Source organism: Rheinheimera pacifica (genome assembly GCF_024809855.1).
GTDB classification, from domain to species: Bacteria; Pseudomonadota; Gammaproteobacteria; order Enterobacterales; family Alteromonadaceae; genus Alishewanella; species Alishewanella pacifica_A.
Genome location: NZ_JANUEM010000005.1, coordinates 111,031 through 135,153, shown reverse-complemented (window position 1 = coordinate 135,153; position 24,123 = coordinate 111,031). Strand labels below are relative to the sequence as shown.

Here is a 24,123-nt window from a genome sequence, read left to right as displayed (position 1 = left end):
CGCCTCTGGCAGCGCCATGTTTAACTATTTTAGCGGGTGCTGGTATGATAGCGCGCATCAGAAACAGCGGCTAGCCCCATTCATGCAGCAGTACCTTATTCCGCCTCAAATTTACGGTGATACGCCGGACAACTTGCTAAGCTTTTTCTGCCACTTTGCCCAGCAGCCCTGGGCAATGTTGCTGGACTCAGCCGCGCCAGAGCACGTAAACAGCCGCTATGACATTTTAGTGGCAGAACCACTGGCAACTCTGGAAGCCAAAGCCGGGCAAAGCATACTCACCGATGAGCACGGTGCTCATACTTACAACGAAAACCCGTTTACCGTGCTGAACTGTGCGTTAAAACGCTATTTCCCTGAAGCTGCAATTAGCAACCTGCCCTTTGTTGGCGGTGCTATGGGCTACTTTGGCTACGATTTAGGCCGCTATATTGAGAAGCTGCCCGCCACCGCAGAAGCAGACATCAGCCTGCCGGATATGGCAGTGGGCTTTTATCCCCGGGCGCTAATCCTCGATAAACAACTAAAGCAGTTATGGTATGTCGATTATTACGGCGAGGCCGAAGCCGGCTGGCAGAAGCTGCATGCCAGGCTGCAACACAAGCTACCGGCATCAACGCCATTTAGTTTAAACGGTAACTGGCAAGCCAATATGGATAAGGCTGGTTACGTGGCCCGTTTTAATCAAGTGCAGCAATATCTGCTAAGTGGTGATTGCTATCAAATTAACCTGACACAGCGCTTTAGCGCCGGTTATAGCGGCGATGAATGGCAGGCTTACCTTAAACTGCGCGATAAAAATGCGGCGCCCTTTTCTGCCTTTATCCGCCTGCCGCAGGGTGCCGTGCTGAGTATCTCACCGGAGCGTTTTTTACAGCTACACGCAAACAAAGTTGAAACCAAACCGATTAAAGGCACACGGCCACGTGGTATCTGCCCGCTGACAGATGAAGTAGAAGCCGATAATCTGCGAAACTCCGCCAAAGATCGCGCCGAAAATGTGATGATAGTAGACTTACTACGTAACGATTTAGGCAAAGTCTGTCTGCCGGGCTCGGTTGCCGTGCCGCAATTATTTGCCATTGAAAGCTTTCCGGCGGTGCATCATTTGGTCAGCACCGTAACCGGCACTCTGGCGCCAGAATTCAGCGCCTGCGATTTGCTGCGAGGCGCCTTCCCGGGTGGCTCAATTACCGGTGCACCTAAGGTGCGGGCCATGGAAATTATTGAGCAGTTAGAGCCACAGCGCCGCTCAGTGTACTGCGGCGCTATTGGCTATATTAACAGCAGCGGTGATATGGATACCAATATTGCTATTCGCACGCTGATTTGCAGCGAAGGGCAAATTCATTGCCAGGCCGGTGGCGGCATAGTGGCCGACTCGGAAGCTAACAGCGAATATCAGGAAACTTTAGATAAACTGAACAAAATTCTGCCGGTACTGGCAGCTAAGGGGCAATAAAGGTGCTTGCTGCAGAGTTTCGCCAGCGTTTTTTACTGCAAACGGCCGCCAAAGCCGGGGCGATACTGCATAGTGATAAACAGCAAGCCGCAGTGCTGATCCCCATTATTGATTACGGTGACAAGCTGCATGTACTGTTTACCCAACGCGCGCTGCATTTACGCCATCATCCCGGTCAAATCAGCTTTCCGGGTGGCCGGATAGAATCCGGCGAAAGCAGCTGTACCGCCGCCTTGCGCGAAGCGCACGAGGAAATAGGTTTAGCACCTGATGCAGTGGAACTACTTGGCCGCCTGCCACCGCAAAGCACCAGTACTGGTTTTACCATAGTGCCGTGGGTTGGTTTACTGCCACCACAGCGCAACTGGCTATTACAGGCAGATGAAGTGGCTGGCATTTTTGAAGTGCCGTTAACGCATTTTTTGCAGCAGGAAAACCGCCATCAGTTCAGCCTGCCCCTGCGTGGTAAAGTACAGCAACTGCATGCCATGCCCTATCAGGATAAGTTTATCTGGGGCGCTACAGCAGCAATCTTGCATCGGTTGTGTTTACAGTTAGCTTAGCTGTTATAGCATAGCCTTTATAAAGGCGCGTTAAAGTAACCAACAACATCCATCTGTTGGTGCAGCACACCGATAATATCGATAACATTTTGACCCACCAAATAAAAAATCACGTGCTGACCTTGCGGAAAACTGTAGTACCCCTGCCGGATATCAGTACGGTGTTTACCAAGTAAAGGGTTTTCGGCAAGCCAGGCAAAACGTTTTCCGAGAAGTTTTAAATAGATATCACGTTGCTTTTTGCCCCATAGGTTCTCTGTATAGCGCGCAATATTTATCAAATCATCTCTGACACGAAGCGTAACGCGGTAAGTTTTTTGCTTTGATTGCACCATTAAGCGCTACTATCCAGTTGCTGAATAAGCGCATCCATACTGAAGTTTTCAACGAAGTCGCCACTGTCAGCTTGCTTTGCACCTTCAGCTAAATGCGCCCGCAAGGCTTCCAGTTTACTTTTACGCTCCTCCAGTGTCCTCAATGCATCGCGCACCACTTCGCTGGCAGAGCCGTATCGGCCACTGGAGACTTCATTCTTAATAAACAATTCCCAGTGCTCGCCCAAGCTCAAGCTGGTAGTTGCCATAGCACACCTCAGATATTCAAAAATAACAATAATGAATATAGTTTGCGCAAAAACACAAAGCAACAAGCTTTTTGCATACTAAGCAGCGCTTAGGGCGTTACATGTAAATCAGGCAATCAATACCTATTAGTTTTTCTCATCTGTAATAAGCGCTGACCAGTTACTAACTGACTTACAGAACCGCGCCGCTTGGGCTACAATGGTGCAACTTTGATAACGACCAAACAGAATAAATTATGATTATCAGCGCATTTGACATGTTCAGTATCGGCATAGGGCCGTCCAGTTCACATACTGTAGGCCCGATGCGGGCAGCGAAAAAATTTACCGACGATTTAACCAGCAATAACCTGCTTGACAGCGTTACCGGCGTAAAAGTAGAACTGTTTGGCTCATTGGGCCAAACCGGCATTGGCCACGGCACCGGCAAAGCCGTTATTTTAGGCCTGGCAGGTTACCTGCCGGAAACCATTGACCCTGACGCCGTACCTGGCCTGTTAAAGCAAGTGAACGATGAACAGCAAATTCGTCTGGCCAAGGTAAAACCGGTCAGCTTTCCGCGCGAAGGTGCCATAGTATTTCACCGGCGTAAAACTTTAAAAGAGCACTCCAATGGCATGGAGCTGATTGCCTATGATAAAGATAAAAACATCGTGCTAAGCGATGTATATTTCTCTATCGGTGGCGGTTTTATTGTTAAAGCTGAAGATTTTGCCAAAGAAAAAGAAGCTGCCAGCCAGTTTGCCTCTGACAACCCACCTCCCTTTCCGTTTGAATCGGGCGCAGAGCTGTTGGCGCTGTGTAAAGAGCACGGCTTGTCGATTGCCGGTTTAATGCTGGAAAATGAAAAAGTATTACGCAGCCCGGCGCAAATAACCGACGAGCTGAACAATATCTGGCTGACGATGCGCGCCTGTATTGAACGTGGCATTAAAACCGAGGGCATATTACCCGGTGGTTTAAAAGTCAAACGCCGCGCTCCGGCGCTGTATAAAAAACTGATGGCAGAAAAAAGCAGCGATCCGTTGCAGGTAATGGATTGGGTAAACCTGTTCGCACTGGCGGTTAATGAAGAAAACGCCGCTGGCGGCCGTGTAGTTACCGCCCCAACTAACGGTGCAGCTGGAATTATTCCTGCCGTATTAATGTACTACGACAAGTTTATTCAGCCGGTCACGCCGGATATTGCCGTGCAATATCTGTTAACTGCAGCCGCTATCGGCATTTTGTATAAGAAAAACGCTTCTATCTCCGGCGCCGAAGTTGGTTGTCAGGGTGAAGTGGGTGTTGCCTGCTCGATGGCGGCCGCAGCACTGACAGAAATTCAGGGCGGTACTCCTTCGCATGTAGAAAACGCCGCCGAAATTGGTATGGAGCATAACCTCGGGCTAACCTGCGATCCGGTAGGTGGTTTGGTGCAGGTCCCCTGCATTGAACGCAACGCCATGGGCTCGGTTAAAGCTATTAACGCCTCCAGACTGGCACTGCGGGGCAGCGGCGATCAGAAAGTATCACTGGATAAGGTTATTAAAACCATGTGGGATACCGGTAAAGATATGCAAACCAAGTACAAAGAAACCTCACGCGGTGGTTTGGCAGTAAATATTATCGAGTGTTAAGCCTTTTAATCAGCCGGGCCACAACGGCCTGGCTGTTGCCACGTTATGACAAAATCGCTACGGCACAGCACTAGGTGAAGTGACACCGTTCTGCTATTATTACCGGCTGTTTGTTAACCCATCTTATCGTTGTTGACAGACAACCTATACGATACCGCTTTGCTTGTGCAGGAACTCTTATGATTAACCACTTTCGCGTACTTGGCGTAAAAACCAATGCCAGCGATGACGATATTAAAAAAGCCTATAAGCGCTTCGCCAATAAGTACCACCCGGACAAACTACATGGCCTGACCGACGATGAAAAAGATCAGGCTGCAGCCCAGTTGCAACGGGTAAAAGCCGCTTATGAGGTGTTATCGGATCCAAAACAAAAAGCTGCTTTTATCAAAGACTTTAACAACGTTATTGTTACCGACCCCGCCGCTGCCATGCAGGAGCTGTGGGATCAGTACTATTCATAAAACATCATGGTCGTGAACAGGTTATGGCAAACAAACTGAATATGGCGCGTATTCGCGTCCTGCAAACTGATGCGCTGGAAAATATTGAATCCTATATGGATCCGGACACACCCAAAGCGCTGGAGCAATTTACTGCAAAGATGAAAGCCATTTTACTGGCTGATCCACAAATGCTTGAATCCGTGCCTGAGTATTTACCGGTAGCATTGTACGGTCGGGTTAAGTTTCCACCAGCGGCCAAAACGCGCTGGCAGCAATGGCTAAATAGCAGTACAGCCCCGCTCTGGGACGAGTTTAAAACCTCAGTTGCCTTTAATAACGCCGATGTTGAACTGGTAAAAGCCATTCGTGCATATTCTGAAGCCCAGTTAATTGAAGCCTGTGCCGTGCTGTTTTTACTTGAAGGTGGCCAAATCACCGCCAAGCGCCGTAATGGCAGCGAAACCTACAACGAAGATCCAAACTACGACACTGATGACGAAGAAACTGACAACTACCACAACGACTACGACAGTGACGATTACGGTAGTGATGACGATGACAGCGACGAAGAAGGTTACGACGATCAGTACGATGATATTCGCTTTAACGGAGAAAAACCTTAATGACGACCAACTTAATTGAGATTGCCGTAGCTGAAATAAAACAACTGGCAGTAGTAGAGCCTAAGCAAGCCAGCAAAAAATTTGAGTTGATTGCCAACACCATGAGCGACGAGCAACTGGTAGAAGTGATTGAAAATATAGATATTGTTACGCTTACCCAAATTAACAGCGAACATGATATTTCGTTCCCTTCTATTATTTCTGAGCTGATGACGCCCGAGCGTATTCGCGATATCGTTTGCCAGCAGCCGTTGTACTGGGAAGAAAAAATCAAAAACAATGCTGAAGAACTCAAGCAGCATACCTTTGATTTTTTAACGTATTTAATCCGCACTCAGGATAACGAAGACAAACAAACCGCTATTTTAGAATGCATAGCAGAAGACCCTGCCGGGCTGTTTTATTTATCTATTCCGTTTATTGAAATTTACCGCGGCGAACAATTTGCCGATGAAGACTTTTACGCCGACACCCTGCACGAAGAAGAGGAAGATTTAGAAGAAGCGCTCAGCTACACCGAGCGGCAAATAAGCGAAGACGCACACGGCCTGGGTTTTGACGATCCACGCAGTTTACTGGCCTTAATACGCCAGTTAGCACCGCAGGTAGAGCAAGCCATTAAAGCGCTTATTCGTAACGAAAACTCCGGCTGGGAAGGTATTATCAGTAAATTTGCTACCGAGCTGGTAATGCAGGCAAAAGAGAAAAACCAGGCCACAGACGAATACGCCGAAGTAGACGACATGTTTAGCTTTCTCGACTAAGGAATAACGTCATGCAGTTAATGCTACGCGATAGCAGTTTTGGCCCGTTTTTAACTCAGGTACTGGATAAGGCGCAAGCCGACGATAAACTCAGCTCTGCAGAGTTGCAGCAAATTAAAAGTAAAGCCGTGCTGATGAGCTTAAAGTTTGCCGACAAATTCTACAATAAGTACAAAATGCACCTGCTTGAACAGGCCGCGCACGACATTATCGGCGTGGTAAGCTTAGGCTTGCAGGAACTTAGCGATAACGACCCACAGCGAGCCCTAACACTGTTACTGGCGCCGGAGGGCGTGGTCAAGCCGTTTCAAAAAGGCTGGAGCATGCTAAGCACCGTCAGCAAAAAAACCGGTAAAAACTCGCTGTACGGCGATGTAGAAGAACAACTGCTGCAAAGTATTTCCACACCGCCAGATGCCGAAGAATGGAACGGCTGGGCGCAGTACCAGCAGGCGCTGAAAGAGCACCGGCGCACTCAGTCAATGCAGTTACTGCAGCAACAGTTTTATGCCCGCAGCCATTTTGACGAATTTGAGCATTTCAGCCTGGAAGAAGTACTGGCTGAAGTGGTATTTTACCGGGCCCTCACCGGTGGCGATAAAGTACGGCAGGATTTAAAAAAGCGCATCCGCAGCATTGAGCTGCAACCGCACTGGTTTAATGACACCTTTTTCCAGCTACAAACCGAAGCCACTCTGGCAGAGCTACCCGCCGCCAATGCCGACGCAATACGAACTGACTTAGGCCAGCATTTTATTCCGGCACTGCTACGAACGTTAAAATTTGCTAAAGACTATAAAGCCATGGCACAAACCGACGCTTCGCCGGAAAAGCTTGATGCTTTTGAAGGCAAACAAGGTTTAACTAACCCGCTACTCGGCTGGCCGCAGTATCTGGAATTGTAAGCAACAACGTATAATGGACGTACAATGAATAACTATTTTTGCCGCCTGGCAACCGCTGCACTGTTAAGCCTGTTACCGCTGCAACATGCCAGTGCCAGCACCGAAGATACCGCAGCCGATGTATTGCGCGTGGCCCTGCCTGCTGCAGCCTGGGGCATGACGCAATATTTTGCCGACGACGAGGGCAGCACACAGTTTTACTACAGCTTTGCCAGTACGATAGCCGCTACTTACGCGCTGAAAACAGCTATCCATAAAAACCGCCCAGACGGCTCAGACAATGACGCCTTTCCTTCGGGCCATACCTCTATGGCGTTTCAGGGCGCAGCCTTTGTGCAGCGCCGCTACGGCTGGAAATACGGCGCCCCGGCGTATGCGCTGGCAACCTATGTCGGCTATAGCCGGGTAAACAATGATCATCACGACACCAGCGATGTACTAGCTGGCGCATTGATCGGCATAGCCGCAAGCTACTGGTTCGCCGAACCGTTTTATGGTGTGCAGCTAACTCCAACAGCTGGTTTAAATGGTATGGGTTTGCAGCTAACTGCAAAATGGTAAAAGCAACGAATATCCGACTGCAGTAGTGCCACGGAACGGTTGGTTTCGATGTTTATCAAAAAATGTTCTCCTGGTTAAGCACATGGCGTATTAAACCAGCTATCAGCAAACGCTACGCTGCATATAGTAAAATCGCTCGTCCTCGTCATTTACGCTAAAGCCGTGGCGTTGGTAAAGCTGTACAGCCGGGCTGTTTTTAAACACTCTTAATCTAAGCAAACGGGCGTCAGAGGCATTGGCTAACCGTTCAACCTCTGCCAATGCTACAGCACCAATGCCGCGGTTTTGAAACTGTTGATCCACTTGCAAATCCCGCAGGTAGCAGCCCTCACTGTCAAAAGATAATCTGATAACGCCTACCACCTTACCAGCCATTAAAATGTCCCAGTTAATCAACTCCTGAGTCATTTCCTCGATTTGCGCCTTATCCCACTCTACCGAGTACTGTGCGTAATATGAACGCATATTGGTAAGGGTTAACTCTGCAGCCTTTGCTAAATCCTTAGCAGGTTGAAACGTAATCACTGTCATAGCCTGCTTACACTGCATTGGCGTTTGAGGTGTGCATGGCTTTGATATGCTGTGGTGAAGGATCACTGGCCAACCTTCCAAATAGTGCTGAATCAGAAACAATACCATTGATTTCCCAGCGCTGCCTCAGTAAGCCCTCTTGGCAGAACCCGAGCTTTTCTAATGCTTTTGCTGAGGATTGGTTATCCGGGTCTATTTCAGCCTCAATCCGGCGAAGGCCCAGAGAATTGAAGCCATATTGAATTAGTGCTTCACCAGCCTCAGTAATATAGCCCTTACCCCAACAGGCCCGGCTTAAACCAAAACCAATTTCAGCCCGCTTCGATTCTTTGTCATAACTAAACAACATACATTTGCCAACCAACTCAGCGGTAGACTTAAGATATACGCCAAGCACCAGTGATTCTTGACGCTGCATTGCAGCGTTGCTGTTATCTACGAAACGATAAGCATCGTGAATGTCAGACCAGGGTGCAGTATTCCAGTACTTCATTACCTCAGGATCAGAAAATATTTCCAGTAAGCAGGCAGAATCATCGGATACTAAAGGTTTCAATGTTAACCGATCAGTTTCGATAACTGGGAAAAACAATACTTCTGACATTCATTGCTCCTTTTTTGACACTGTTCTTATCGCAGCGGTCCTTAACGCTCAAAGCTGCGGTTGTTATCAGGCTTTTGTTACTTTGCCGGTTAAAAGGCATACAGCCTCTATAATGGCTGTCGCAGCCTCTTTGGGTTTAGCCTGAAGAATAAAATGAGGGCCTTCAAGCTGTGCAAATGTAATGTCGCTATATGCCTGAACAAATTCCAACCTTTTCTGCGGGTTTACCAACATATCATTTGCAGCACAAATATATACCGCCGGAACGACAGACTTAAAGCCGTTATATTTTGCCTGGCCGATGACTTTAAGCCTTAATTTAACAGCGCGAGCTGGAACAGCATCTATAGCGCGTCTGAACAATTCAATTTCTTTATTGCCAGCGTCTTTCCCCAGAAAGAGTAGCCTGTAGACAATGCCGGACAGCGGCAAATGGGCTAATTGGCGTATTGGTAACAACGAGGCAAAGTGCGCCAGCAACTTTTTCGGCGCCGATAAGAACGAAGCAACGAAGATGATACCTTTTAAATGCGGTACTGGCAGCTGTGATAGGAATGCGGCAATACCACCGGAGAATGACTCGGCAACGAGAATAAAGTCTTCATCCGGAAGACGTTTTAATATGTACTCTGCCAGAGATTTATAATCTTGCTCACCTTCATTGGGTAAGGGTAAAACCACTACCTCCACGCTCTGAATATTTGCCAGCAGCGGGTCAAATAATATTCCGGTTCCATCCATTCCGGGTAATAGCACTAACTTCAATTTTTACGGCCTTTTAACGCAGCAACAGCGGTTTTACCACCCATAGTTGTCCCAGTTATTTGGTTGCATATTCTCCCCTTCTCAGATTCTGCTCTGCCCTGATTAACATTCTTCTCTCCAACAGCGTAGCAGTAACCCTATTTTCACCATCAAGAAATTTTAAAAGTTACATGAATTGCAGTAATTGGCATTTTATGTAACCATGTTTGTTACGTTAGCATGTTTGAGAAATAGATTTGCGTCATATTCTCATCGCATCTTCTGTTTGAACAGTCATTTAGAAAACTATTATCAACCCTTTAATGGGTGTCAGGAGTTACAGCATGTCATCTTTTTCAGATCAGAAGGCCATTGCCGGCTATGCAGAAAACGCCATCCGGCGTGTTCCCGGATTGCATGACATACATCGCATGGCAGCTCTACTGCTGGCTGAACGCGCACGTACTAACGGCCATGTTTTAGTTGTTGGTGCGGGCGGCGGCATGGAACTTAATGTCTTCGCCCGGTTATTTCCCAATTGGACATTTGATGGCGTTGATCCCTCAGCAGAAATGCTCGATATGGCAAGAACAAATCTGGGATCGCTGATGTCGCGTGTGCAGCTGCATCATGGCTTTATTGATGCTGCGCCCATGGGGCCATTTGATGCGGCGTCTTGCCTACTGACACTGCACTTTACCAACGAAGCTGAACGCTACAGAACACTTTGTGAAATTCATACGCGCTTAAAGCCCGGTGGCGCGCTTGTTGCCGTGCATTACAGTATTTCTCAACACAGTGCAGAACGTAATTTATGGCTGTCCCGATGTGCTGAATTTGCTATTTTATCTGGTATTGCTGCTGAACAGGCAAAAGCCTCAGCAGTTGCAATTGGCAAGCAATTGCCGATTCTCTCGCCGGCCCAAGATGAAGCGCTGATGCGAAAGGCCGGTTTTTCAAACATCAGCACCTTTTATATTGGATTAGGATTCAGAGGCTGGGTGGCCTATGCCTGACAACGAGCCTTTTAAGTATTCTGCTAATAAACCAACTCAATATCTACACTGTTTAGCAGCCTGACAGCTTCATCGCGGCTGAATTTTGCTTTGCTTATTTTGTTGTTAAAGATATCAATATCGTAATTAGTGGCTTCAGAGAAATCAGCACCAGACAGATCCGTTTTGCCAAATAAACTATTGCTGAAATCGGTATAGGTGAAAACTGCCCGGCAGAACCTGCCATCCCTGAAATCAACATCATGCGCTTTGCATTCTTCAATAACTACTTCGTCCAGGCTAAGGCCAAAAAAAGATGAATCATTAATAATGCATTTATTGAACTTGAGTGACACTGAAAAAACTAATCGCGGCCATGCGGCCCGTGTCCAATCAACACCAACCAATTTGCACTCTTCAAACACGACATCAGTAAACTGACTTTGAGTAACCTTTATCACGCTTAAATTACAGCAGCTGAAGGTGCATTCAATAAAGCGGCATTGTTTGAAGGTAGTGTCGGTAAAGTTGCAATCCTGAAAGTGACAATCTTCAAATTCAATATTGCAAATTTCCTGGTTTATCGCAGATAACTTGCTGAATACTTTTGAAAGATGTTCTTTCTCGTTGTTAAGCGCTATTTGCATGTTACCTCACCGCCCGAATATAAATTTTTGTGGTTATTTTGCCGGGTTGACCAAAACGGTATTGCATATCGCCGCTGGTGCGGCTGACATCCGCAGATGCACATACAGGCAGTACTTGTTTTCATTACACTCTCCAAAAAGAAGCTGGAAAGTGTCAACTTTATTTAGGACGGGTCACAGTAAACAAATAAGCCGCCGCATGTTGCCTCCTATTTCAGCTTTGGCAGAAACGATAAATCGACGTAGTATTTTACCGGGTTGCCTTTAGCGATAAATACTCTGATCGTTTCCTGCTTGATATAAGCGGACGGGTCAAACCACAAGTTGTTACTTTTAAAGATATGAATATCAGACGTAGCCGGGTTTTGCCATTGCGTTAACACCCGAAACGGATGTTTGCCATTTACCGACAAGGCCGTATTCTGCTCAACACTCTGGTACTGGGTTTCTATCGCCACGCCACTGGTTTTTAGCATTTCATCCTGTCGGCTTTTTAGCCTGACAAAAACAATAATGCCAGCGCCTGTCAGAAAAAACACCGCACCGATACCGGCTAAAATAATTGCCACGCCCCATAGTGAAAAGAAGCCATTAATTTTGGCATCTGACGGCCGCGTTGGCAGATACAACACCTTTACCTGATCACCTTGAGAATAACTGGCAGGGTTGCTACCAGTGGATGACACAAATTCAATTAGCTGGCCTTGTTCAGACAGAAACTGAACTACCGGCCGATAGGTAATTGAATTATCAGAGCGGGACGCTAGCAGCTCAATAACAGTGCCGTCTGCCATTACGGCTTCTTTTAAAAATGAGCTGGTGTTGTTGTAGGCAAAAAGAGCACCCGCCAGCATAGCGAAGCCAACCAAGGTGAATAAATATTTAACGATTGCAATTGCTTTCATATCGGATCCCAATACAGGCACTTTGTAGTATTAGCCACTGTCAGTGGTTCACGCAGGCATTATCAATGGCCAAAAGCCTTCGCTATCAGAAAACCTATTACAACACTGGCGCCAGCCGTTTTTGTACATCGGCAAGTTCCTGGTTATAACAACTGATATAAGGTAGCTCAGCAGCACTGGCGGCTAATTTTAACGCGTAACCACGCTCGATATTACACACTATGGTCAATGCCTCTGCCATACGTCCGCTGTTGCAGCTGATAGCCTGTTTTATATCCGGGTTAATATTTAAATGCTGCAAAAAGCGCTCTGACTCCACACCAAACAACATATCGGAGCCGGAAATCAGCGCGGCGAGAAAATACTGATGGCATTGCTCGTTACTAAGCTGCCACAGTTTGGCAATACGCTGTGCGGTATATGCACGGGTTAATACCGTTATTGCTGCTGTTGGTGCAGTATTGTTAAGGACGGCATACATCAGCACCCATTTGCGGGCCAACTCCAGCCCTAGCCGGGTTACCATTTCTTTTACCGAGCTCACTTCGCGGGTTTTACGGTACAAAGGGCTGTTCACAATTTTCAGCATGCCCATCACTATTGCCGGTTCGTCCTGCAGCAATAAAACCAACTGATTAATGTTTGGCTCATCAGCAAACAGACAAGCAATAATTTCTGCCAGCCGCAGCACGCTGGGTTCAATTTTTTTACCGGCGATCAATAAAGGCTTGGCTAAAAAGTAGCCCTGAAACAACTCGCAGCCCAATGCTTTAAAGGCCGTGAACTGTTGTTCAGTTTCAACCTTTTCTGCCAGCCAAATCAGCCCAGGCCTGCTGTACTGCGCTTTATAACGCTCTATCTCAGCCAGGCTGCTGTTAAGTACATCTATCTTGATAATATCTGCCAGCTCCAGCAAGGGTAGCCAGGGCTCGCTGAACTCAAAATCGTCCAGGGCGAAACGAAAGCCCTGCTGCTTAAAACTGGCAACCGCAGCAATAAATTCCGGGGTGGGCTCAATACGCTCAATCAACTCAATAACCACTTGTGAGGGGTCAAGCGGCAGGAAACTGCGCGATAACAAAAATCGTGCACAAACGTTGATAAACACGGGGGCGCGGTATTGCTCAATTTGCTCGGTAATGCCGCAGCACAGGTTATACAGCAATTCAGTGGTAGCTTTTACATCACCCACTTCAAGCGCAGTAACACCGGTGTCACTGCGATACAGCAATTCAACGGCATAGCGTTGTTTATTGCGATCAAAAATTGGCTGGGCTGCAAACAGGCTTTGTAAATCTTTGGCGCAATTAATATTCTGGCTTTGTCTGCTCACGTACTGTCCTTACAGCTAAACAGTTACATCTGGTAACAGCCAATATAAAGCCAGCACTGCAGGCTGTCCAGTTACTCTGCTTTTTATACCTGTCCACATTATTTCAGATATAAAACAACCACAAGGTGCAATAGCTGAGCTATGGTTATGTTGCAATACACTAAATAATTTTGAACCGGTATAAACAAGAGCACGACTATGAAGCTACTGATTGAAAAAGCGACAAATTTACCTGGCATCCCTAAAGTAGTACAAGAGCTGATTGCCAGTTTTAGTAACGAAAAAGTAAACAGTGACCGCATAGCGGTAATTTTAAGCAGCGATCAGGCCTTATCTGCCAAAGTACTGCGGATAGCTAATTCGGTGCGCTATGGCGGCCACCGTAAAGTCGGTTCAATAAAAGATGCAGTAATAGTGCTGGGTATAGACTCGCTACGCACCCTGGTGCTATCTGTAGGTTTTGTCTCAACCTTAAAAGCGCCCGAAGGCTTTAATATAAAAGCTTTCTGGCTAAAGTCGTTTAAAGTGGCTAACCGCTGCAAGTGGCTGGCTAAATCGCTTAAAACAGACCCGGAAGTGGCCTATACCTGTGGCTTACTACATGCCATTGGTGAGTATCTTATTCACTTAGTAAAGCCCGAAGAAGCCATTTTAATAGATAAACGGGTAGCCAAAGGTGAAAACCGTTCCCGGCTGGAGCAACAATTACTAGGTTTTGATTTTGCCAAAGCCGGCAGTGAACTGGCCGATTACTGGCACTTCCCACAAGATATCGTTACGGCTATTCGCTGGCAGGAGCAGCCGGGAGCTCAGGAAGAGCCATCAGGATATGCCAGCAGCATTCTTATTGCCCAATATATGCTGGATAACGAAGCCAAAATTGAGCAAGGCATTTTTGATGATTTTCCTGCCAAACTGGTACACAGCCTGCACCTGAATTTGTCGGCCCTGTACGTAAGAATGGAAAATATGACTGATATCGATGAAAGTATTGAAGAGTTTCTACACTAAGCAGCTCTGCCATACCTGGCAACCACTGGCAGATACTAGCCAGTGGTATTTGCCGGAGCAGCCAGTTTGTCTTTACGCAGCACCAGCAAGGTAAACAAGGTGGCACTAACAAACATCAGTAAACTGTACACACTGGGTGCCACCGACATAGGCTGGTTTTGTAAAACGCCAGTGGTTACCAGCAGGGCTAAAGTGCCGTTTTGCAACCCTACTTCCAGGCAAATCGTGCGCGCCTGAGCTTCACTGTGCAACAGGTAATTACCCAGCAGATATCCCAGTAGCATGGTCAGCAGGTTTAGCGTTAGCGCGGCCGGGCCAGCTTTAGCCAGATAAACCCACAGCGCATCGCCTAAATCCAGTGCAATAGACACAATCAAAAGTGCCAGCACCAGTACAGAAAACTTGCTGATCAGCGGCTCTGCCCTGCAGGCAAACACTGGCCATTTCGCCCGCAGCGCCATCCCCAGTAACACCGGCAATACAGTAATGATCATCAGCTTAAACCAGGTACTTAGCACCGGCAGGCTAAGTACTGATTCGGCATCACTGTAATAACCTATCGCCCAGGCACCCAGCAACGGAATAGTAATAGGAGCAATAAAACCAATTACCGCTGTTAACGACACCGACAAGCCAACATCCGCCTTCGATAAATAGCTGTATAAGTTTGACGTGGTGCCTCCGGGGCACAGGGCCAGAATAAATAAGCCTATTGCCAATTCACCTTCCAGCTTAAACAGCGCGATAATCGCCACCGCAGCCAGCGGCAACAACAGCATTTGGGCAAAGGCGCCCAGCAAAAAACCGCGCGGTTGGCGAAGCACCCGCTGAAAATCTGCCGGTGTTAAGCTTAAGCCAACACCGGCCATAATCAATATCAGCGCTATGGGTAAACCAATCTGGGTCAGGGTTTCAAACATGCAATAACCATATCGTTATTTTTCTTGGTATACAAATTACAGCAAGCTGTTGGTTGCTGCAATTAAGCCCTGCGGCTTACACCAACTGTTTTATTGCCGCAGCCAAGCCATCCAGCGTTAGCGCATACATGCGTTTTTGCATAATCTGCTCAATAATGCCAATCGAATAGTAGTGCCCCCACCACTGCAGTGGCTGTGGGTTTAGCCACACGGCTTTGGGGTATTGTGTTAATAACCGCTGCAACCATACTTTGCCGGGTAGTCCGTTAAAATGCTCAACACTGCCGCCCGGATACTCTATTTCATAAGGGCCCATAGTGGCATCACCAACGAAGATCAGTTTGTAGTCGCTACCGTAGGTGTGAATAATATCGTCCACTTTTATCTGCTCGGTATAACGGCGTTTGTTGTTACGCCACACGCCCTCATACACGCAGTTATGAAAGTAGAAAAACTCCAGATGTTTAAACTCGCTTTTTACCGCAGCAAACAGTTTCTGGCATTGGTCGATATAGTCGTCCATTGAGCCGCCTACATCAAAAAACACCAACAGTTTAATAGCATTATGCCGCTCGCGCATAAAGCGTAAATCCAGCCAACCGGCCTGCTCAGACGTTGCCTGAATAGTACCGTGTAAATCCAGCTCGGTTTCTGCGCCGCTGCGGGCAAATTTACGCAACTGCTTTAATGCCAGTTTTATACTGCGGTTATTTAGCTCAACGTCGGTGTCTAAATCCTTAAATTCACGTTTATCCCACACCTTTACCGCACGGCGTGCCCCACTGCCCTGCTGGCCTATGCGTACACCTTCAGGGTTATAGCCGTAAGCCCCAAAAGGTGAGGTACCGCCGGTACCAATCCATTTATTGCCACCGCTATGCTTTTTTTGCTGCTCGGCCAGGCGTTCACGCAGGGTTTTAAGCAGGTTGTCCAACCCTCCCAAGGCTTGCAGTTTGGCTTTATCTTCGTCGCTAAGTTTACGCAGCACCTCCGGCACCAGCCACTCAGCTGGGATACTGGCCGCGATATCTACTTCAGCAATACCCCCGAAGTAATCGGCAAAAGCACGATCGAATTTATCGTACTGGGTTTCATCTTTTACCAGGCAAAGCCGTGCTAACTGGTAAAAAGCTTCAGTGTCGGCGAAGATTACCTGCTGTTTCAGTGCATTAAGTAGGTCCAGCAGTTCGGTAATGCTGGTTTTTAAGCCGTATTTGCGCAGCGTAAAAAAGAAGTCAATTAGCATACTGCTTGCTCATATAAATTGGGCTTACTCATGCTGCTGGGTGAGACTGGAAACTCGTTTGCCGCAGGCTGCGGCCCACAACCTTGCCCCGGCTCGTCGCAGCAACTCGCCCTGCTGCCTGCGGCAGGGCTCAGACACTCTGCGCCGACCGGAACAAGCTTCTGATCCTTCGCCGGTAACTCAAAGTAAGTCACTTTTATCGTCCCGGTCTCTTCGCCAAAAACGCCAGTTTTTCAACCAGCGCTACATCCTGCTCGTTTTTAAGCAAAGCACCAAACATCGGCATTAAACCGCCCTTCTGCTGTTTGTCGGTTAATACTTCTGCCGGAATATCTTCGGCCAGCAGCAGCTTCAACCAGTCGAGCAACTCCGATGTTGATGGCTTTTTCTTTAAACCAGGCAGCTCGCGCAGCTCAAAAAACGCCTCCAGCGCCACGCTTAACAACTGTTGTTGGATTTGCGGGTAATGCACGGCAACAATAGCACGCAGGGTATCGGCATCCGGAAAACGGATATAGTGGAAAAAACAGCGGCGTAAAAAGGCATCCGGCAGTTCTTTTTCATTATTTGAGGTAATAATCACTATCGGCCGCTGCACAGCGCTTATCTGCTCGCCGGTTTCGTGCACGTAAAACGCCATCCTATCCAGCTCGTGCAGCAAGTCATTGGGAAACTCAATATCGGCTTTATCTATTTCATCAATCAGCAGCACCGGTCGCTTAGCGGCAGTGAAAGCCTGCCACAGTTTGCCGGGGCGGATATAGTTATTAATATCGTGCACCTTGTCGCTGCCCAACTGGCTGTCACGCAGGCGGGACACCGCGTCGTATTCATACAGGCCGTGCTGTGCCTTGGTGGTTGACTTGATATGCCACTGAATAAGCTCGGTGCCTAAGCTTGCTGAAAGCTCTTCGGCCAACCGGGTTTTACCGGTGCCCGGCTCACCTTTTATCAGCAAAGGTTTTTCCAGCGTTACGGCGGCGTTTACCGCCAATGCTAGTTCATCAGACACGATATAGTTGTCGGTGCTTACAAAGGCCATTACTACCCTCTATGTTTAGTGTTCAAACCTGCTCTTTTTACAACCTGACAGGCTTGTGGTGAAACGTAATATCTTATAGCCAAAAGCTACTGTAATTTTTGCCGCGCTGGCGTATTCTTATAACCAATTTATCGTAAACGGAGTTTTTTTATGGCAAACGTCTATGCAGACAACTCATTGTCTATCGGCCGCACCCCGCTGGTCAAACTAAACCGGACTATTGAAGGCGGCGCGAATGTGTACGCTAAAATTGAAGCACGCAACCCCAGCTTTAGCGTAAAGTGCCGCTTAGGCGCCGCATTAATTTGGGACGCCGAGAAAAAAGGCACCTTAACGGCTGATAAAGAAATTGTCGAGCCTACCTCTGGTAATACCGGTATTGCCCTGGCCTTTGTTGCTGCCAGCCGTGGCTATAAATTAACCCTGACCATGCCTGCCACCATGAGCCTGGAACGGCGTAAGCTGCTAAAAGCTTTAGGTGCCAACCTGGTGCTTACCGAAGGCCCGAAGGGCATGAAAGGTGCTATTGAAAAAGCTAAAGAAATTCAGGCATCTAACCCGGATAAATATTTAATTCTGGGTCAGTTTGAAAACCCGGCTAACCCGCAAATTCACTTTGACACCACCGGGCCGGAAATTTTTAATGATTTAGACGGCAAGGTTGATATTTTTGTTGCCGGTGTAGGCACAGGTGGCACCATTACCGGTGTTAGCCGCTACCTGAAAGACGAGAAGAAGTTACCGTTATTAACGGTGGCAGTGGAGCCGGCAGAATCGCCGGTGATCACTCAGGCAAAAGCCGGTGAAGAGTTAAAGCCCGGCCCGCATAAAATTCAGGGTATTGGCGCTGGCTTTATTCCGGGCAACCTCGATTTAACCCAGGTAGATGAAGTTGAACGCGTTACCAGCGACGAAGCCATCGCCGGCGCACTGCGCTTAATGCGTGAAGAAGGTATTCTGGCCGGTATTTCATCGGGTGCAGCACTGGTAGCCGCGCAGCGTCTGGCGGCAAAGCCGGAAAATGCCGGTAAAAATATTGTCGTGATCCTGGCCAGCGCTGCCGAGCGCTATTTAACCAGCCCATTGTTTGCCAGCGTGTTTACCGAGCAGGAATTGCAAGCGTAATCAACATGATGCACCGTATTAAGGGCTGCTTTTGCAGCCCTTTTCTTTACAGGCGGAGAAAAAAGAGCCACACTGAGCGCTTATTTTTTACCGGAAGCCACAGATGAAGCTACGCTGGATACTGCCACTTTTGCTGTTACTGGTTGCCTGTAGCGAAAGCCCCCCCCAGGTAAACGCCCAATGGGGCACACCGGAATACATTGCCACCCAGTTTTTTAATGCGCTGTATAACGAAAAAGATCTGGAAAAAGCCAAGCAGCTAAGCACACCTGAATACGCCGCCCTGATGGAGTCATACGGCTCTGTACGTCAGGTTAGCCGTACCCTGATGAATATGTCATTTGATTCCGTTGAAGTCAGGGTTAACCGCAGTGGTGGCAACCTGCGTGAACAATATGAAAATGAAGCTAAAATTGCCATTTTGCTTACCGGCCCACACGATGGGAAACAGGTTGATGAACTCAGAGTTGTCGAAATTGTTAAACACAATAGCCGCTGGGTAGTAAAAACTGTTCAGGTGGATAAGTTTAGCAGCAGTGCCCGCTAAACTTATTCCGGCTAACGCTTAAAAAAGGCACTGATGCGCTGCTGGCTTTCATTGGTGTTTAGTAACCGCTGAAACTGCACCAGTTCTGTGGCAATAGTTTCCAGCGTTAGCGGCAGTGTATTACGTTTTAACAACGCTTTGCTGCTTTGCACTGCATCGGCTGGTAACGCCGCCAGCTTAACTGCTTTTTCCAGCGCCAGCGCCGCCACTTCAGTATTAGTTACCACCTGATTAACCAGCCCTATCTGTACGGCTTCGGTTGCACCAAAAGCCTCCCCCAGTAATAAATATTGTGCCGCGCGCTGATACCCGGCCAGGTTAGGTAACAGCACGCTGGAACCGGCTTCCGGGCATAACCCCAACTGGGTAAACGGCAACTGAAAATGGGCGCTGTCAGCGGCATAGACTAAATCGCAATGCAGTAACACTGTAGTACCAATACCAATGGCCAGACCGGCAACTGCAGCCACTACCGGTTTGGAAAACTGGGCCAGAATATACAAGAATTGTACTGTCGGGTGCTGGCTGTTTAACTCGCCTGCGCCAATAAAATCCTGCAGATCATTACCGGCACTAAAGCAATCAGCACTGCCCTGCAGTAGTACCACCTTAACTGCAGGATCAGTTGCAGCCTGCATTAAAGCCTGGTTAAGATCACGGTACATTTGCTGGCTAAGGGCATTCTTTTTGTGTGGCCGGTTCAGGCTAAGCTGCAATACGCCCTGCGTAATTTGTTGGGTAATATCACTCATAAATTTCTGCCTTATTTACCTGCCACACTGCCTTCACGGCGCGGATCTGCTGCGCCTTGCAACCCCTCAGCAGTAACCATTATTGCATGCAGGCCACTATTTAAATCCTGCAGTTGCACTTTATAGCCCATATCTTCAAGTACAGCTTGTTGTTGTTCCAACATTGTGCCCTTCTCCAGCGCCAGATAATCATTACGGTGCGTAATACGTGGCAAATTCAGGGCATGTTGTACGTCCAGATCCCAATCCAGCACCGCTACTATGCTTTGTGCAACATAGTTAATAATACGGCTGCCACCGGGCGAGCCTATCACCAGCTTCAGTTTATTATTCTGGTCAAACACCATCATCGGCGCCATAGAAGAGCGCGGCCTTTTACCGCCTTCAACCCGGTTTGCTACCAGATGGCCATCAACTTCAGGGCTTAAACTAAAATCGGTCAACTGATTATTCAGCAAAAAGCCCCCCACCATTAAGCCGGAGCCAAACACATTTTCAATGCTGGTAGTCATGCTTACTGCATTGCCGTCGGCATCGACAATAGAAAAATGGCTGGTGTTAGGCAGCTCCGGCGATTTAGCAGATAACAGCGCCGGTGCCCCCTCTGGCATACCGGCAGTGGCCTGGCTACCGGCTTTACTCAGATCAATTAAAGCCGCCCGTCGGGCCAGATAATCCGGCGCCAACATCCCGGCTACCGGTACCGCAACAAAAGCCGGATCGGCCAGGTAGCGATCACGATCAGCAAATGCCAGTTTTGCTGCCTGCGCCAGTATATGCGTGGCCTGCACACTGTCTGGAGCTACCTTATTTAAGTCGTACTGCTGCAAAATACCCAGTATCTGCAGTACCGCTATACCACCTGAGCTTGGCGGAGCCATACCACACACTTTATATACACGGTATGGCAGGCACACCGCTTCAGGCTGCTGCACTTTATAATTGGCTAAATCGGCTACACTGAGCTTGCCCGGATTAACCGGCGCAGTTTGCACCCGTTCGCTAATGGCCCTGGCCAGTTCACCTTTATAAAACGCGTCCGGCCCCTGTGCTGCTATAGCTTTTAATGTCGCAGCATAAGCCGGGTTCTTCAGTATACTGCCCTCAGCCACAGGCTGATTATTAGGAAAAAAATACTGTTTTGATTCATAAAACTGCGATACGCCTTTATTCCAGCCCATCTGCAGTTGCCGCGCTGTGCGTGACGATACAGGAAAACCCTGCTCTGCTGCATCAATTACATCGGTAAAAAGCTCAGCCCAGGGCAATTTGCCATGCTGCTGATGTGCCTGCGCCAGCATAGCAACAACGCCCGGTACACCTACTGATTTGCCGCCAACGTAAGCTTCGCGCCAGTTCATGGTTTTGCCATTAGCATCACTGAATAAATCAGCTGTGGCAGCAGACGGTGCCACTTCGCGGCCATCAAAGGTAGTAAGCTGTTGCTGTTTAGCCTGCCAGTGCAGCATAAAAGCGCCACCACCAATACCTGAGCTTTGTGGTTCAACCAAGCCCAGCATCAGTTGGGTAGCAATGGCGGCATCCACCGCGCTGCCACCTTTTGCCAGCACAGCCCGGCCAGCTTCTGTTGCCATGGGGTGCGCTGCCGATACCATGTACTGTTTACTACTAACCAGTTGCTGCTGATAAACACCGGTAGCCGCTTCCGGCTCCCGGTTTTCCTGTTGTGCAGTGGCTGAAAACACCGTTAAACCACAAACAATAAACGCAGTACGATACAAAGCTGAACGAACAAACATAGTAGAAGATATCTTGTAAAGAAGGTGCCTACACCCTAACCAGTTAGCTGCTTAAGATCAATAACCAGCAACGCGGCTAAACCGGCTTTAGCATCAGTTTACCGCTAAGGCTGCTGCAAAAAATTTTACTTGACGCTAAAGCGCAGATCGTTTTGCATAGGCGCCCTGATAACTTAATGATGACTCCCGTTTGCGCCTTTTTTTTCCAACCAATAGCCAGCCGTATAATAACCACTTAAGGGCTTATCTATTACTGGCAACTGCGATGGTTTTACTGGCCATGCTGCCTGACAGCTGGCAGCAAGCCTTACAATACAACCGGGCAGATATCGGCAATGGCCAATACTGGCGCTTATTCAGCGGCCATTTGCTGCACAGCAACCATTGGCATTTACTGATGAATCTGGCTGGTTTGCTGCTGGCTATGCTGCTGCATGGCAGCTATTACAAGAGTAGAATGTTAGCGCTGCAATGGCTGCTGTGTGGCCTGGCAATAAGCCTGGCGCTGTATTATTACTCACCAGAGATACATATTTACGTTGGTTTATCCGGCCTGCTGCATGCCATGCTAACACTGGGCGCGCTACAAGATATTCAGTTAAAGCTGAGTACCGGCTGGCTGTTATTGGCCGGATTAATTGGTAAAGTCGGCTGGGAGCAATGGCACGGCCCGGATGCTGAGCTGGCTGAGCTGATTAAAGCCAGTGTTGCCACAGATGCGCACTTATACGGCGTATGCAGCGGCTTTACTTTGGGGTTACTACTGTATGTGTGGCAGCGTTCAGGCAAAAAATAACCAGGCAACCAGGCTGGCAGCCACACAGTAATACAACATAGGCAGCAAGGTATAACGGATAATTTCGCCTTCGCGGCCATTAAGCCCCACTACACTGGCGGCAGCTACTACATTAACCACGCAAATCATATTGCCGGCATTAGCCCCCAGCATTTGCAGTGCCAACACCAGTTGGTTGCTAAGCCCGGCATCTTCAGCCATTGCCTGCTGAAAGCTGGCAAACATTAAATTAGAAAATGTCGCAGAGCCGGCAATAAAAGAACCTAAAGCCCCCACTAACGGCGCTATTAACAGCCAGATATCGCTTAACCGGGTAGCAGCCAGCTCTGCCAGAGCCATTGGCATAGCGTCAAGCCCGGCATTGTTCACACCGGATTGCAAAAAAATACGTACCATCGGTACTGCTGCGCACAAAGCCACTAAAGACGGCCATAACATGCTGCTACTCTGGTGTAATGCCACACGCAAATGTTGCAGGCCGCCGCGCTGGATTAACAATGCCAGCAGTGCTGTCAGCACAAAAAAAGAACCGGGTAAATACAACGGCATCACAGCTACTGAAATAGCCGAGCCAAAAATATCAACCCAAACAATACTGACACCTTGCAGCAAAGCTTTAACCGGCAATTCGGGAACCCGGCTTAGCACCAGTAATAAAGCCACAATCAGGTAAGGTAACCATGCACGTAACAAACCAAATGGCTGTGGCTTGCCTGGCTGCATATTATGCAGCATTGTGGCCTGGGCAACAGGTTCAAAAGCGGCCGGCAATAAAATACCGCGCTTTGCCAGGCTGCACACAATTGCCAGCCCGGCAAGCGCCCCCAGCACCGACGGAAACTCCGGCCCCAGCAATAACGCAACCATATAAGCCGGCACAGTAAAAGCCAGGCCACTTAACAGCGCAAAAGGGGCGATAGCAAAACCAGCCCGCCAACTGGGCTGGCTGGCAAAAAATCGGCAGTACAGCACCGACATAATCACCGGTAGCATGGACGCTACCATAATATCAATACTGATCGCCTGCAGGGCTATTTGCTGCAGATCGCTGCCACTAAGCTCTGGCACGCCCTGCGCCAGGCCAACCAGCACCGGTGTACCCACAGCACCAAAGGATACTGCACAGGAGTCTGCAATCAGCGCCAGCACCACTGCAGCCATCGTGCTAAAACCTAAAGCCACCAGCAAAGGTGCGGCGATGGCGGCAGGTGTACCAAAACCAGCCGCCCCTTCCAAAAAACTGCCAAACAGCCAGGCAATAATAATCAGCTGTACTCTTTTATCTGTACTTACCTGACTAAAACCCCGTTTAATCACATCAATAGCACCGGTTTGCTGCAGCACTTTTAACAGCAAAATAGCGCCAAACACAATCCAGACAATAGTCAGCGCAATAACCAGCCCCTCAGTCAGAGCAGCGGCCATTTGCTGCATTGGCATTTGCCAGACCAACCACGCCAGCAGCACTGAGCATAATAAACTCAGCGGCATAGCCTGGCGTGCCGGTAAACGCAATAGCACCAGCAGCACGAAAACGCTGAGTAACGGCATTAAGGCTGTAAGAAGTTGTAAACTGGTCATGCCCGCTCCGCTGGGTTTATCGGCAGTTGCAGTTTACAGATAGCAGCTTGGCGGGGTT

The 24,123-nt window shown here is 48.4% G+C and carries 27 protein-coding genes; 13 read left to right on the top strand and 14 right to left on the bottom strand.

What is annotated here, in order from left to right; translation table 11 throughout:
* The first annotated feature begins 82 nt into the window (after positions 1 to 82).
* Positions 83 to 1,462: an aminodeoxychorismate synthase component I gene (gene pabB / locus M2404_RS09260; protein ID WP_259239442.1), complete on the top strand. Its 1,380-nt coding sequence runs from the start codon at positions 83 to 85 to the stop codon at positions 1,460 to 1,462.
* 2 nt (positions 1,463 to 1,464) lie between these two features.
* Positions 1,465 to 2,025, top strand: coding sequence for a CoA pyrophosphatase (locus tag M2404_RS09255; RefSeq protein ID WP_259239441.1), 561 nt, complete (start codon positions 1,465 to 1,467; stop codon positions 2,023 to 2,025).
* Positions 2,026 to 2,042: 17 nt separating this feature from the next.
* Here M2404_RS09255 and M2404_RS09250 read toward each other — a convergent pair whose 3' ends face one another.
* Both M2404_RS09250 and M2404_RS09245 read right to left on the bottom strand, forming a co-directional pair.
* Entirely contained in the window at positions 2,043 to 2,360 is a 318-nt protein-coding gene (locus tag M2404_RS09250; protein WP_259239440.1) for a type II toxin-antitoxin system RelE/ParE family toxin, read from the bottom strand.
* The gene (locus M2404_RS09245; RefSeq protein WP_259239439.1) at positions 2,360 to 2,608 is read right to left on the bottom strand and encodes a type II toxin-antitoxin system ParD family antitoxin; all 249 of its coding nucleotides are present in this window, start codon (positions 2,606 to 2,608) and stop codon (positions 2,360 to 2,362) included. The genes M2404_RS09250 and M2404_RS09245 overlap by 1 nt, the downstream gene beginning before the upstream one ends.
* Before the next feature lie 236 nt (positions 2,609 to 2,844).
* On the opposite strand from M2404_RS09245, the gene M2404_RS09240 reads away from it, so the two are divergent.
* The 6 genes from M2404_RS09240 to M2404_RS09215 all read left to right on the top strand — a co-directional run bounded on the left by M2404_RS09240 (position 2,845) and on the right by M2404_RS09215 (position 7,526).
* Positions 2,845 to 4,227, top strand: a complete 1,383-nt coding sequence (locus tag M2404_RS09240; RefSeq protein WP_310503077.1) for an L-serine ammonia-lyase — start codon at positions 2,845 to 2,847, stop codon at positions 4,225 to 4,227.
* A gap of 179 nt (positions 4,228 to 4,406) precedes the next feature.
* Positions 4,407 to 4,691, top strand: a complete 285-nt coding sequence (gene atcJ, locus M2404_RS09235; RefSeq protein WP_215398532.1) for a cold adaptation protein ActJcold adaptation protein ActJ — start codon at positions 4,407 to 4,409, stop codon at positions 4,689 to 4,691.
* Positions 4,692 to 4,714: 23 nt separating this feature from the next.
* Positions 4,715 to 5,296 (top strand): cold adaptation protein AtcA, encoded by a 582-nt coding sequence (atcA, locus tag M2404_RS09230; RefSeq protein WP_259239438.1) that lies wholly within the window; start codon positions 4,715 to 4,717, stop codon positions 5,294 to 5,296.
* Positions 5,296 to 6,060 (top strand): cold adaptation protein AtcB, encoded by a 765-nt coding sequence (atcB, locus tag M2404_RS09225; RefSeq protein ID WP_259239437.1) that lies wholly within the window; start codon positions 5,296 to 5,298, stop codon positions 6,058 to 6,060. The genes atcA and atcB overlap by 1 nt, the downstream gene beginning before the upstream one ends.
* An 11-nt stretch (positions 6,061 to 6,071) precedes the next feature.
* On the top strand, positions 6,072 to 6,965 hold the full coding sequence (atcC, locus tag M2404_RS09220; RefSeq protein WP_259239436.1) for a cold adaptation protein AtcC: 894 nt from the start codon (positions 6,072 to 6,074) through the stop codon (positions 6,963 to 6,965).
* Positions 6,966 to 6,989: 24 nt separating this feature from the next.
* Positions 6,990 to 7,526 (top strand): phosphatase PAP2 family protein, encoded by a 537-nt coding sequence (locus tag M2404_RS09215; RefSeq protein WP_259239435.1) that lies wholly within the window; start codon positions 6,990 to 6,992, stop codon positions 7,524 to 7,526.
* Positions 7,527 to 7,628: 102 nt separating this feature from the next.
* Here M2404_RS09215 and M2404_RS09210 read toward each other — a convergent pair whose 3' ends face one another.
* The 3 genes from M2404_RS09210 to M2404_RS09200 form a co-directional block, all read right to left on the bottom strand.
* The gene (locus M2404_RS09210) at positions 7,629 to 8,057 is read right to left on the bottom strand and encodes a GNAT family N-acetyltransferase (RefSeq protein ID WP_259239434.1); all 429 of its coding nucleotides are present in this window, start codon (positions 8,055 to 8,057) and stop codon (positions 7,629 to 7,631) included.
* A 7-nt stretch (positions 8,058 to 8,064) separates the two neighbouring features.
* Entirely contained in the window at positions 8,065 to 8,661 is a 597-nt protein-coding gene (locus M2404_RS09205) for a GNAT family N-acetyltransferase (protein WP_259239433.1), read from the bottom strand.
* Between the two features lie 66 nt (positions 8,662 to 8,727).
* Complete coding sequence (locus tag M2404_RS09200) at positions 8,728 to 9,426, bottom strand: alpha/beta fold hydrolase (protein ID WP_259239432.1); 699 nt, start codon at positions 9,424 to 9,426, stop codon at positions 8,728 to 8,730.
* A gap of 323 nt (positions 9,427 to 9,749) precedes the next feature.
* Between M2404_RS09200 and M2404_RS09195 the strand changes: the two genes are divergently transcribed.
* Entirely contained in the window at positions 9,750 to 10,421 is a 672-nt protein-coding gene (locus M2404_RS09195) for a class I SAM-dependent methyltransferase (protein WP_259239431.1), read from the top strand.
* Positions 10,422 to 10,444: 23 nt separating this feature from the next.
* Here M2404_RS09195 and M2404_RS09190 read toward each other — a convergent pair whose 3' ends face one another.
* The 3 genes from M2404_RS09190 to M2404_RS09180 form a co-directional block, all read right to left on the bottom strand.
* Complete coding sequence (locus tag M2404_RS09190; protein WP_259239430.1) at positions 10,445 to 11,047, bottom strand: pentapeptide repeat-containing protein; 603 nt, start codon at positions 11,045 to 11,047, stop codon at positions 10,445 to 10,447.
* A gap of 209 nt (positions 11,048 to 11,256) precedes the next feature.
* Positions 11,257 to 11,952, bottom strand: a complete 696-nt coding sequence (locus M2404_RS09185; protein ID WP_259239429.1) for a DUF3592 domain-containing protein — start codon at positions 11,950 to 11,952, stop codon at positions 11,257 to 11,259.
* A 97-nt stretch (positions 11,953 to 12,049) separates the two neighbouring features.
* Positions 12,050 to 13,285 (bottom strand): EAL and HDOD domain-containing protein, encoded by a 1,236-nt coding sequence (locus M2404_RS09180; protein WP_259239428.1) that lies wholly within the window; start codon positions 13,283 to 13,285, stop codon positions 12,050 to 12,052.
* A 198-nt stretch (positions 13,286 to 13,483) separates the two neighbouring features.
* On the opposite strand from M2404_RS09180, the gene M2404_RS09175 reads away from it, so the two are divergent.
* Positions 13,484 to 14,296: an HDOD domain-containing protein gene (locus tag M2404_RS09175; RefSeq protein WP_259239427.1), complete on the top strand. Its 813-nt coding sequence runs from the start codon at positions 13,484 to 13,486 to the stop codon at positions 14,294 to 14,296.
* Positions 14,297 to 14,331: 35 nt separating this feature from the next.
* Here the strand turns inward: M2404_RS09175 and M2404_RS09170 are convergent, their stop codons facing one another.
* The 3 genes from M2404_RS09170 to M2404_RS09160 all read right to left on the bottom strand — a co-directional run bounded on the left by M2404_RS09170 (position 14,332) and on the right by M2404_RS09160 (position 17,504).
* Positions 14,332 to 15,216: a bile acid:sodium symporter family protein gene (locus M2404_RS09170; RefSeq protein WP_259239426.1), complete on the bottom strand. Its 885-nt coding sequence runs from the start codon at positions 15,214 to 15,216 to the stop codon at positions 14,332 to 14,334.
* Positions 15,217 to 15,292: 76 nt separating this feature from the next.
* Positions 15,293 to 16,462, bottom strand: coding sequence for a vWA domain-containing protein (locus M2404_RS09165; protein WP_259239425.1), 1,170 nt, complete (start codon positions 16,460 to 16,462; stop codon positions 15,293 to 15,295).
* A 196-nt stretch (positions 16,463 to 16,658) separates the two neighbouring features.
* Positions 16,659 to 17,504: an AAA family ATPase gene (locus M2404_RS09160; protein ID WP_259239424.1), complete on the bottom strand. Its 846-nt coding sequence runs from the start codon at positions 17,502 to 17,504 to the stop codon at positions 16,659 to 16,661.
* Between the two features lie 150 nt (positions 17,505 to 17,654).
* Between M2404_RS09160 and cysK the strand changes: the two genes are divergently transcribed.
* Both cysK and M2404_RS09150 read left to right on the top strand, forming a co-directional pair.
* The gene (cysK, locus tag M2404_RS09155) at positions 17,655 to 18,629 is read left to right on the top strand and encodes a cysteine synthase A (RefSeq protein ID WP_259239423.1); all 975 of its coding nucleotides are present in this window, start codon (positions 17,655 to 17,657) and stop codon (positions 18,627 to 18,629) included.
* Between the two features lie 103 nt (positions 18,630 to 18,732).
* Positions 18,733 to 19,176 carry a hypothetical protein gene (locus M2404_RS09150; protein WP_259239422.1) on the top strand — a complete coding sequence of 148 codons (444 nt, stop codon included), beginning with the start codon at positions 18,733 to 18,735 and terminating at the stop codon, positions 19,174 to 19,176.
* A gap of 11 nt (positions 19,177 to 19,187) precedes the next feature.
* On the opposite strand, the gene M2404_RS09145 is transcribed toward M2404_RS09150, so the two are convergent.
* Positions 19,188 to 19,928 (bottom strand): enoyl-CoA hydratase, encoded by a 741-nt coding sequence (locus M2404_RS09145; RefSeq protein WP_259239421.1) that lies wholly within the window; start codon positions 19,926 to 19,928, stop codon positions 19,188 to 19,190.
* 11 nt (positions 19,929 to 19,939) lie between these two features.
* Complete coding sequence (gene ggt / locus M2404_RS09140) at positions 19,940 to 21,688, bottom strand: gamma-glutamyltransferase (RefSeq protein ID WP_259239420.1); 1,749 nt, start codon at positions 21,686 to 21,688, stop codon at positions 19,940 to 19,942.
* A 265-nt stretch (positions 21,689 to 21,953) separates the two neighbouring features.
* Here ggt and rrtA point away from each other — a divergent pair, with 265 nt between their 5' ends.
* Positions 21,954 to 22,484 (top strand): rhombosortase, encoded by a 531-nt coding sequence (gene rrtA, locus M2404_RS09135; protein ID WP_259239419.1) that lies wholly within the window; start codon positions 21,954 to 21,956, stop codon positions 22,482 to 22,484.
* Here rrtA and M2404_RS09130 read toward each other — a convergent pair.
* Complete coding sequence (locus tag M2404_RS09130; RefSeq protein WP_259239418.1) at positions 22,470 to 24,065, bottom strand: L-lactate permease; 1,596 nt, start codon at positions 24,063 to 24,065, stop codon at positions 22,470 to 22,472. The two genes, rrtA and M2404_RS09130, sit on opposite strands and share 15 nt — an antisense overlap.
* Positions 24,066 to 24,123 lie beyond the last annotated feature (58 nt).

Excerpts from the sequence above, each read along its gene's own strand:
- M2404_RS09170 (WP_259239426.1), bottom strand. The coding sequence starts at position 15,216 with ATGTTTGAAACCCTGACCCAGATTGGTTTACCCATAGCGCTGATATTG.
- pabB (WP_259239442.1), top strand. The coding sequence starts at position 83 with ATGCAGCAGTACCTTATTCCGCCTCAAATTTACGGTGATACGCCGGAC.
- ggt (WP_259239420.1), bottom strand. The coding sequence starts at position 21,688 with ATGTTTGTTCGTTCAGCTTTGTATCGTACTGCGTTTATTGTTTGTGGT.
- atcJ (WP_215398532.1), top strand. The coding sequence starts at position 4,407 with ATGATTAACCACTTTCGCGTACTTGGCGTAAAAACCAATGCCAGCGAT.
- M2404_RS09150 (WP_259239422.1), top strand. The coding sequence starts at position 18,733 with ATGAAGCTACGCTGGATACTGCCACTTTTGCTGTTACTGGTTGCCTGT.
- M2404_RS09240 (WP_310503077.1), top strand. The coding sequence starts at position 2,845 with ATGATTATCAGCGCATTTGACATGTTCAGTATCGGCATAGGGCCGTCC.
- M2404_RS09210 (WP_259239434.1), bottom strand. The coding sequence starts at position 8,057 with ATGACAGTGATTACGTTTCAACCTGCTAAGGATTTAGCAAAGGCTGCA.
- cysK (WP_259239423.1), top strand. The coding sequence starts at position 17,655 with ATGGCAAACGTCTATGCAGACAACTCATTGTCTATCGGCCGCACCCCG.
- M2404_RS09205 (WP_259239433.1), bottom strand. The coding sequence starts at position 8,661 with ATGTCAGAAGTATTGTTTTTCCCAGTTATCGAAACTGATCGGTTAACA.
- M2404_RS09160 (WP_259239424.1), bottom strand. The coding sequence starts at position 17,504 with ATGGCCTTTGTAAGCACCGACAACTATATCGTGTCTGATGAACTAGCA.
- M2404_RS09185 (WP_259239429.1), bottom strand. The coding sequence starts at position 11,952 with ATGAAAGCAATTGCAATCGTTAAATATTTATTCACCTTGGTTGGCTTC.
- M2404_RS09190 (WP_259239430.1), bottom strand. The coding sequence starts at position 11,047 with ATGCAAATAGCGCTTAACAACGAGAAAGAACATCTTTCAAAAGTATTC.
- M2404_RS09195 (WP_259239431.1), top strand. The coding sequence starts at position 9,750 with ATGTCATCTTTTTCAGATCAGAAGGCCATTGCCGGCTATGCAGAAAAC.
- M2404_RS09250 (WP_259239440.1), bottom strand. The coding sequence starts at position 2,360 with ATGGTGCAATCAAAGCAAAAAACTTACCGCGTTACGCTTCGTGTCAGA.
- M2404_RS09175 (WP_259239427.1), top strand. The coding sequence starts at position 13,484 with ATGAAGCTACTGATTGAAAAAGCGACAAATTTACCTGGCATCCCTAAA.
- atcC (WP_259239436.1), top strand. The coding sequence starts at position 6,072 with ATGCAGTTAATGCTACGCGATAGCAGTTTTGGCCCGTTTTTAACTCAG.
- M2404_RS09130 (WP_259239418.1), bottom strand. The coding sequence starts at position 24,065 with ATGACCAGTTTACAACTTCTTACAGCCTTAATGCCGTTACTCAGCGTT.
- M2404_RS09215 (WP_259239435.1), top strand. The coding sequence starts at position 6,990 with ATGAATAACTATTTTTGCCGCCTGGCAACCGCTGCACTGTTAAGCCTG.
- M2404_RS09145 (WP_259239421.1), bottom strand. The coding sequence starts at position 19,928 with ATGAGTGATATTACCCAACAAATTACGCAGGGCGTATTGCAGCTTAGC.
- atcA (WP_259239438.1), top strand. The coding sequence starts at position 4,715 with ATGGCAAACAAACTGAATATGGCGCGTATTCGCGTCCTGCAAACTGAT.
- rrtA (WP_259239419.1), top strand. The coding sequence starts at position 21,954 with ATGGTTTTACTGGCCATGCTGCCTGACAGCTGGCAGCAAGCCTTACAA.
- atcB (WP_259239437.1), top strand. The coding sequence starts at position 5,296 with ATGACGACCAACTTAATTGAGATTGCCGTAGCTGAAATAAAACAACTG.
- M2404_RS09245 (WP_259239439.1), bottom strand. The coding sequence starts at position 2,608 with ATGGCAACTACCAGCTTGAGCTTGGGCGAGCACTGGGAATTGTTTATT.
- M2404_RS09165 (WP_259239425.1), bottom strand. The coding sequence starts at position 16,462 with ATGCTAATTGACTTCTTTTTTACGCTGCGCAAATACGGCTTAAAAACC.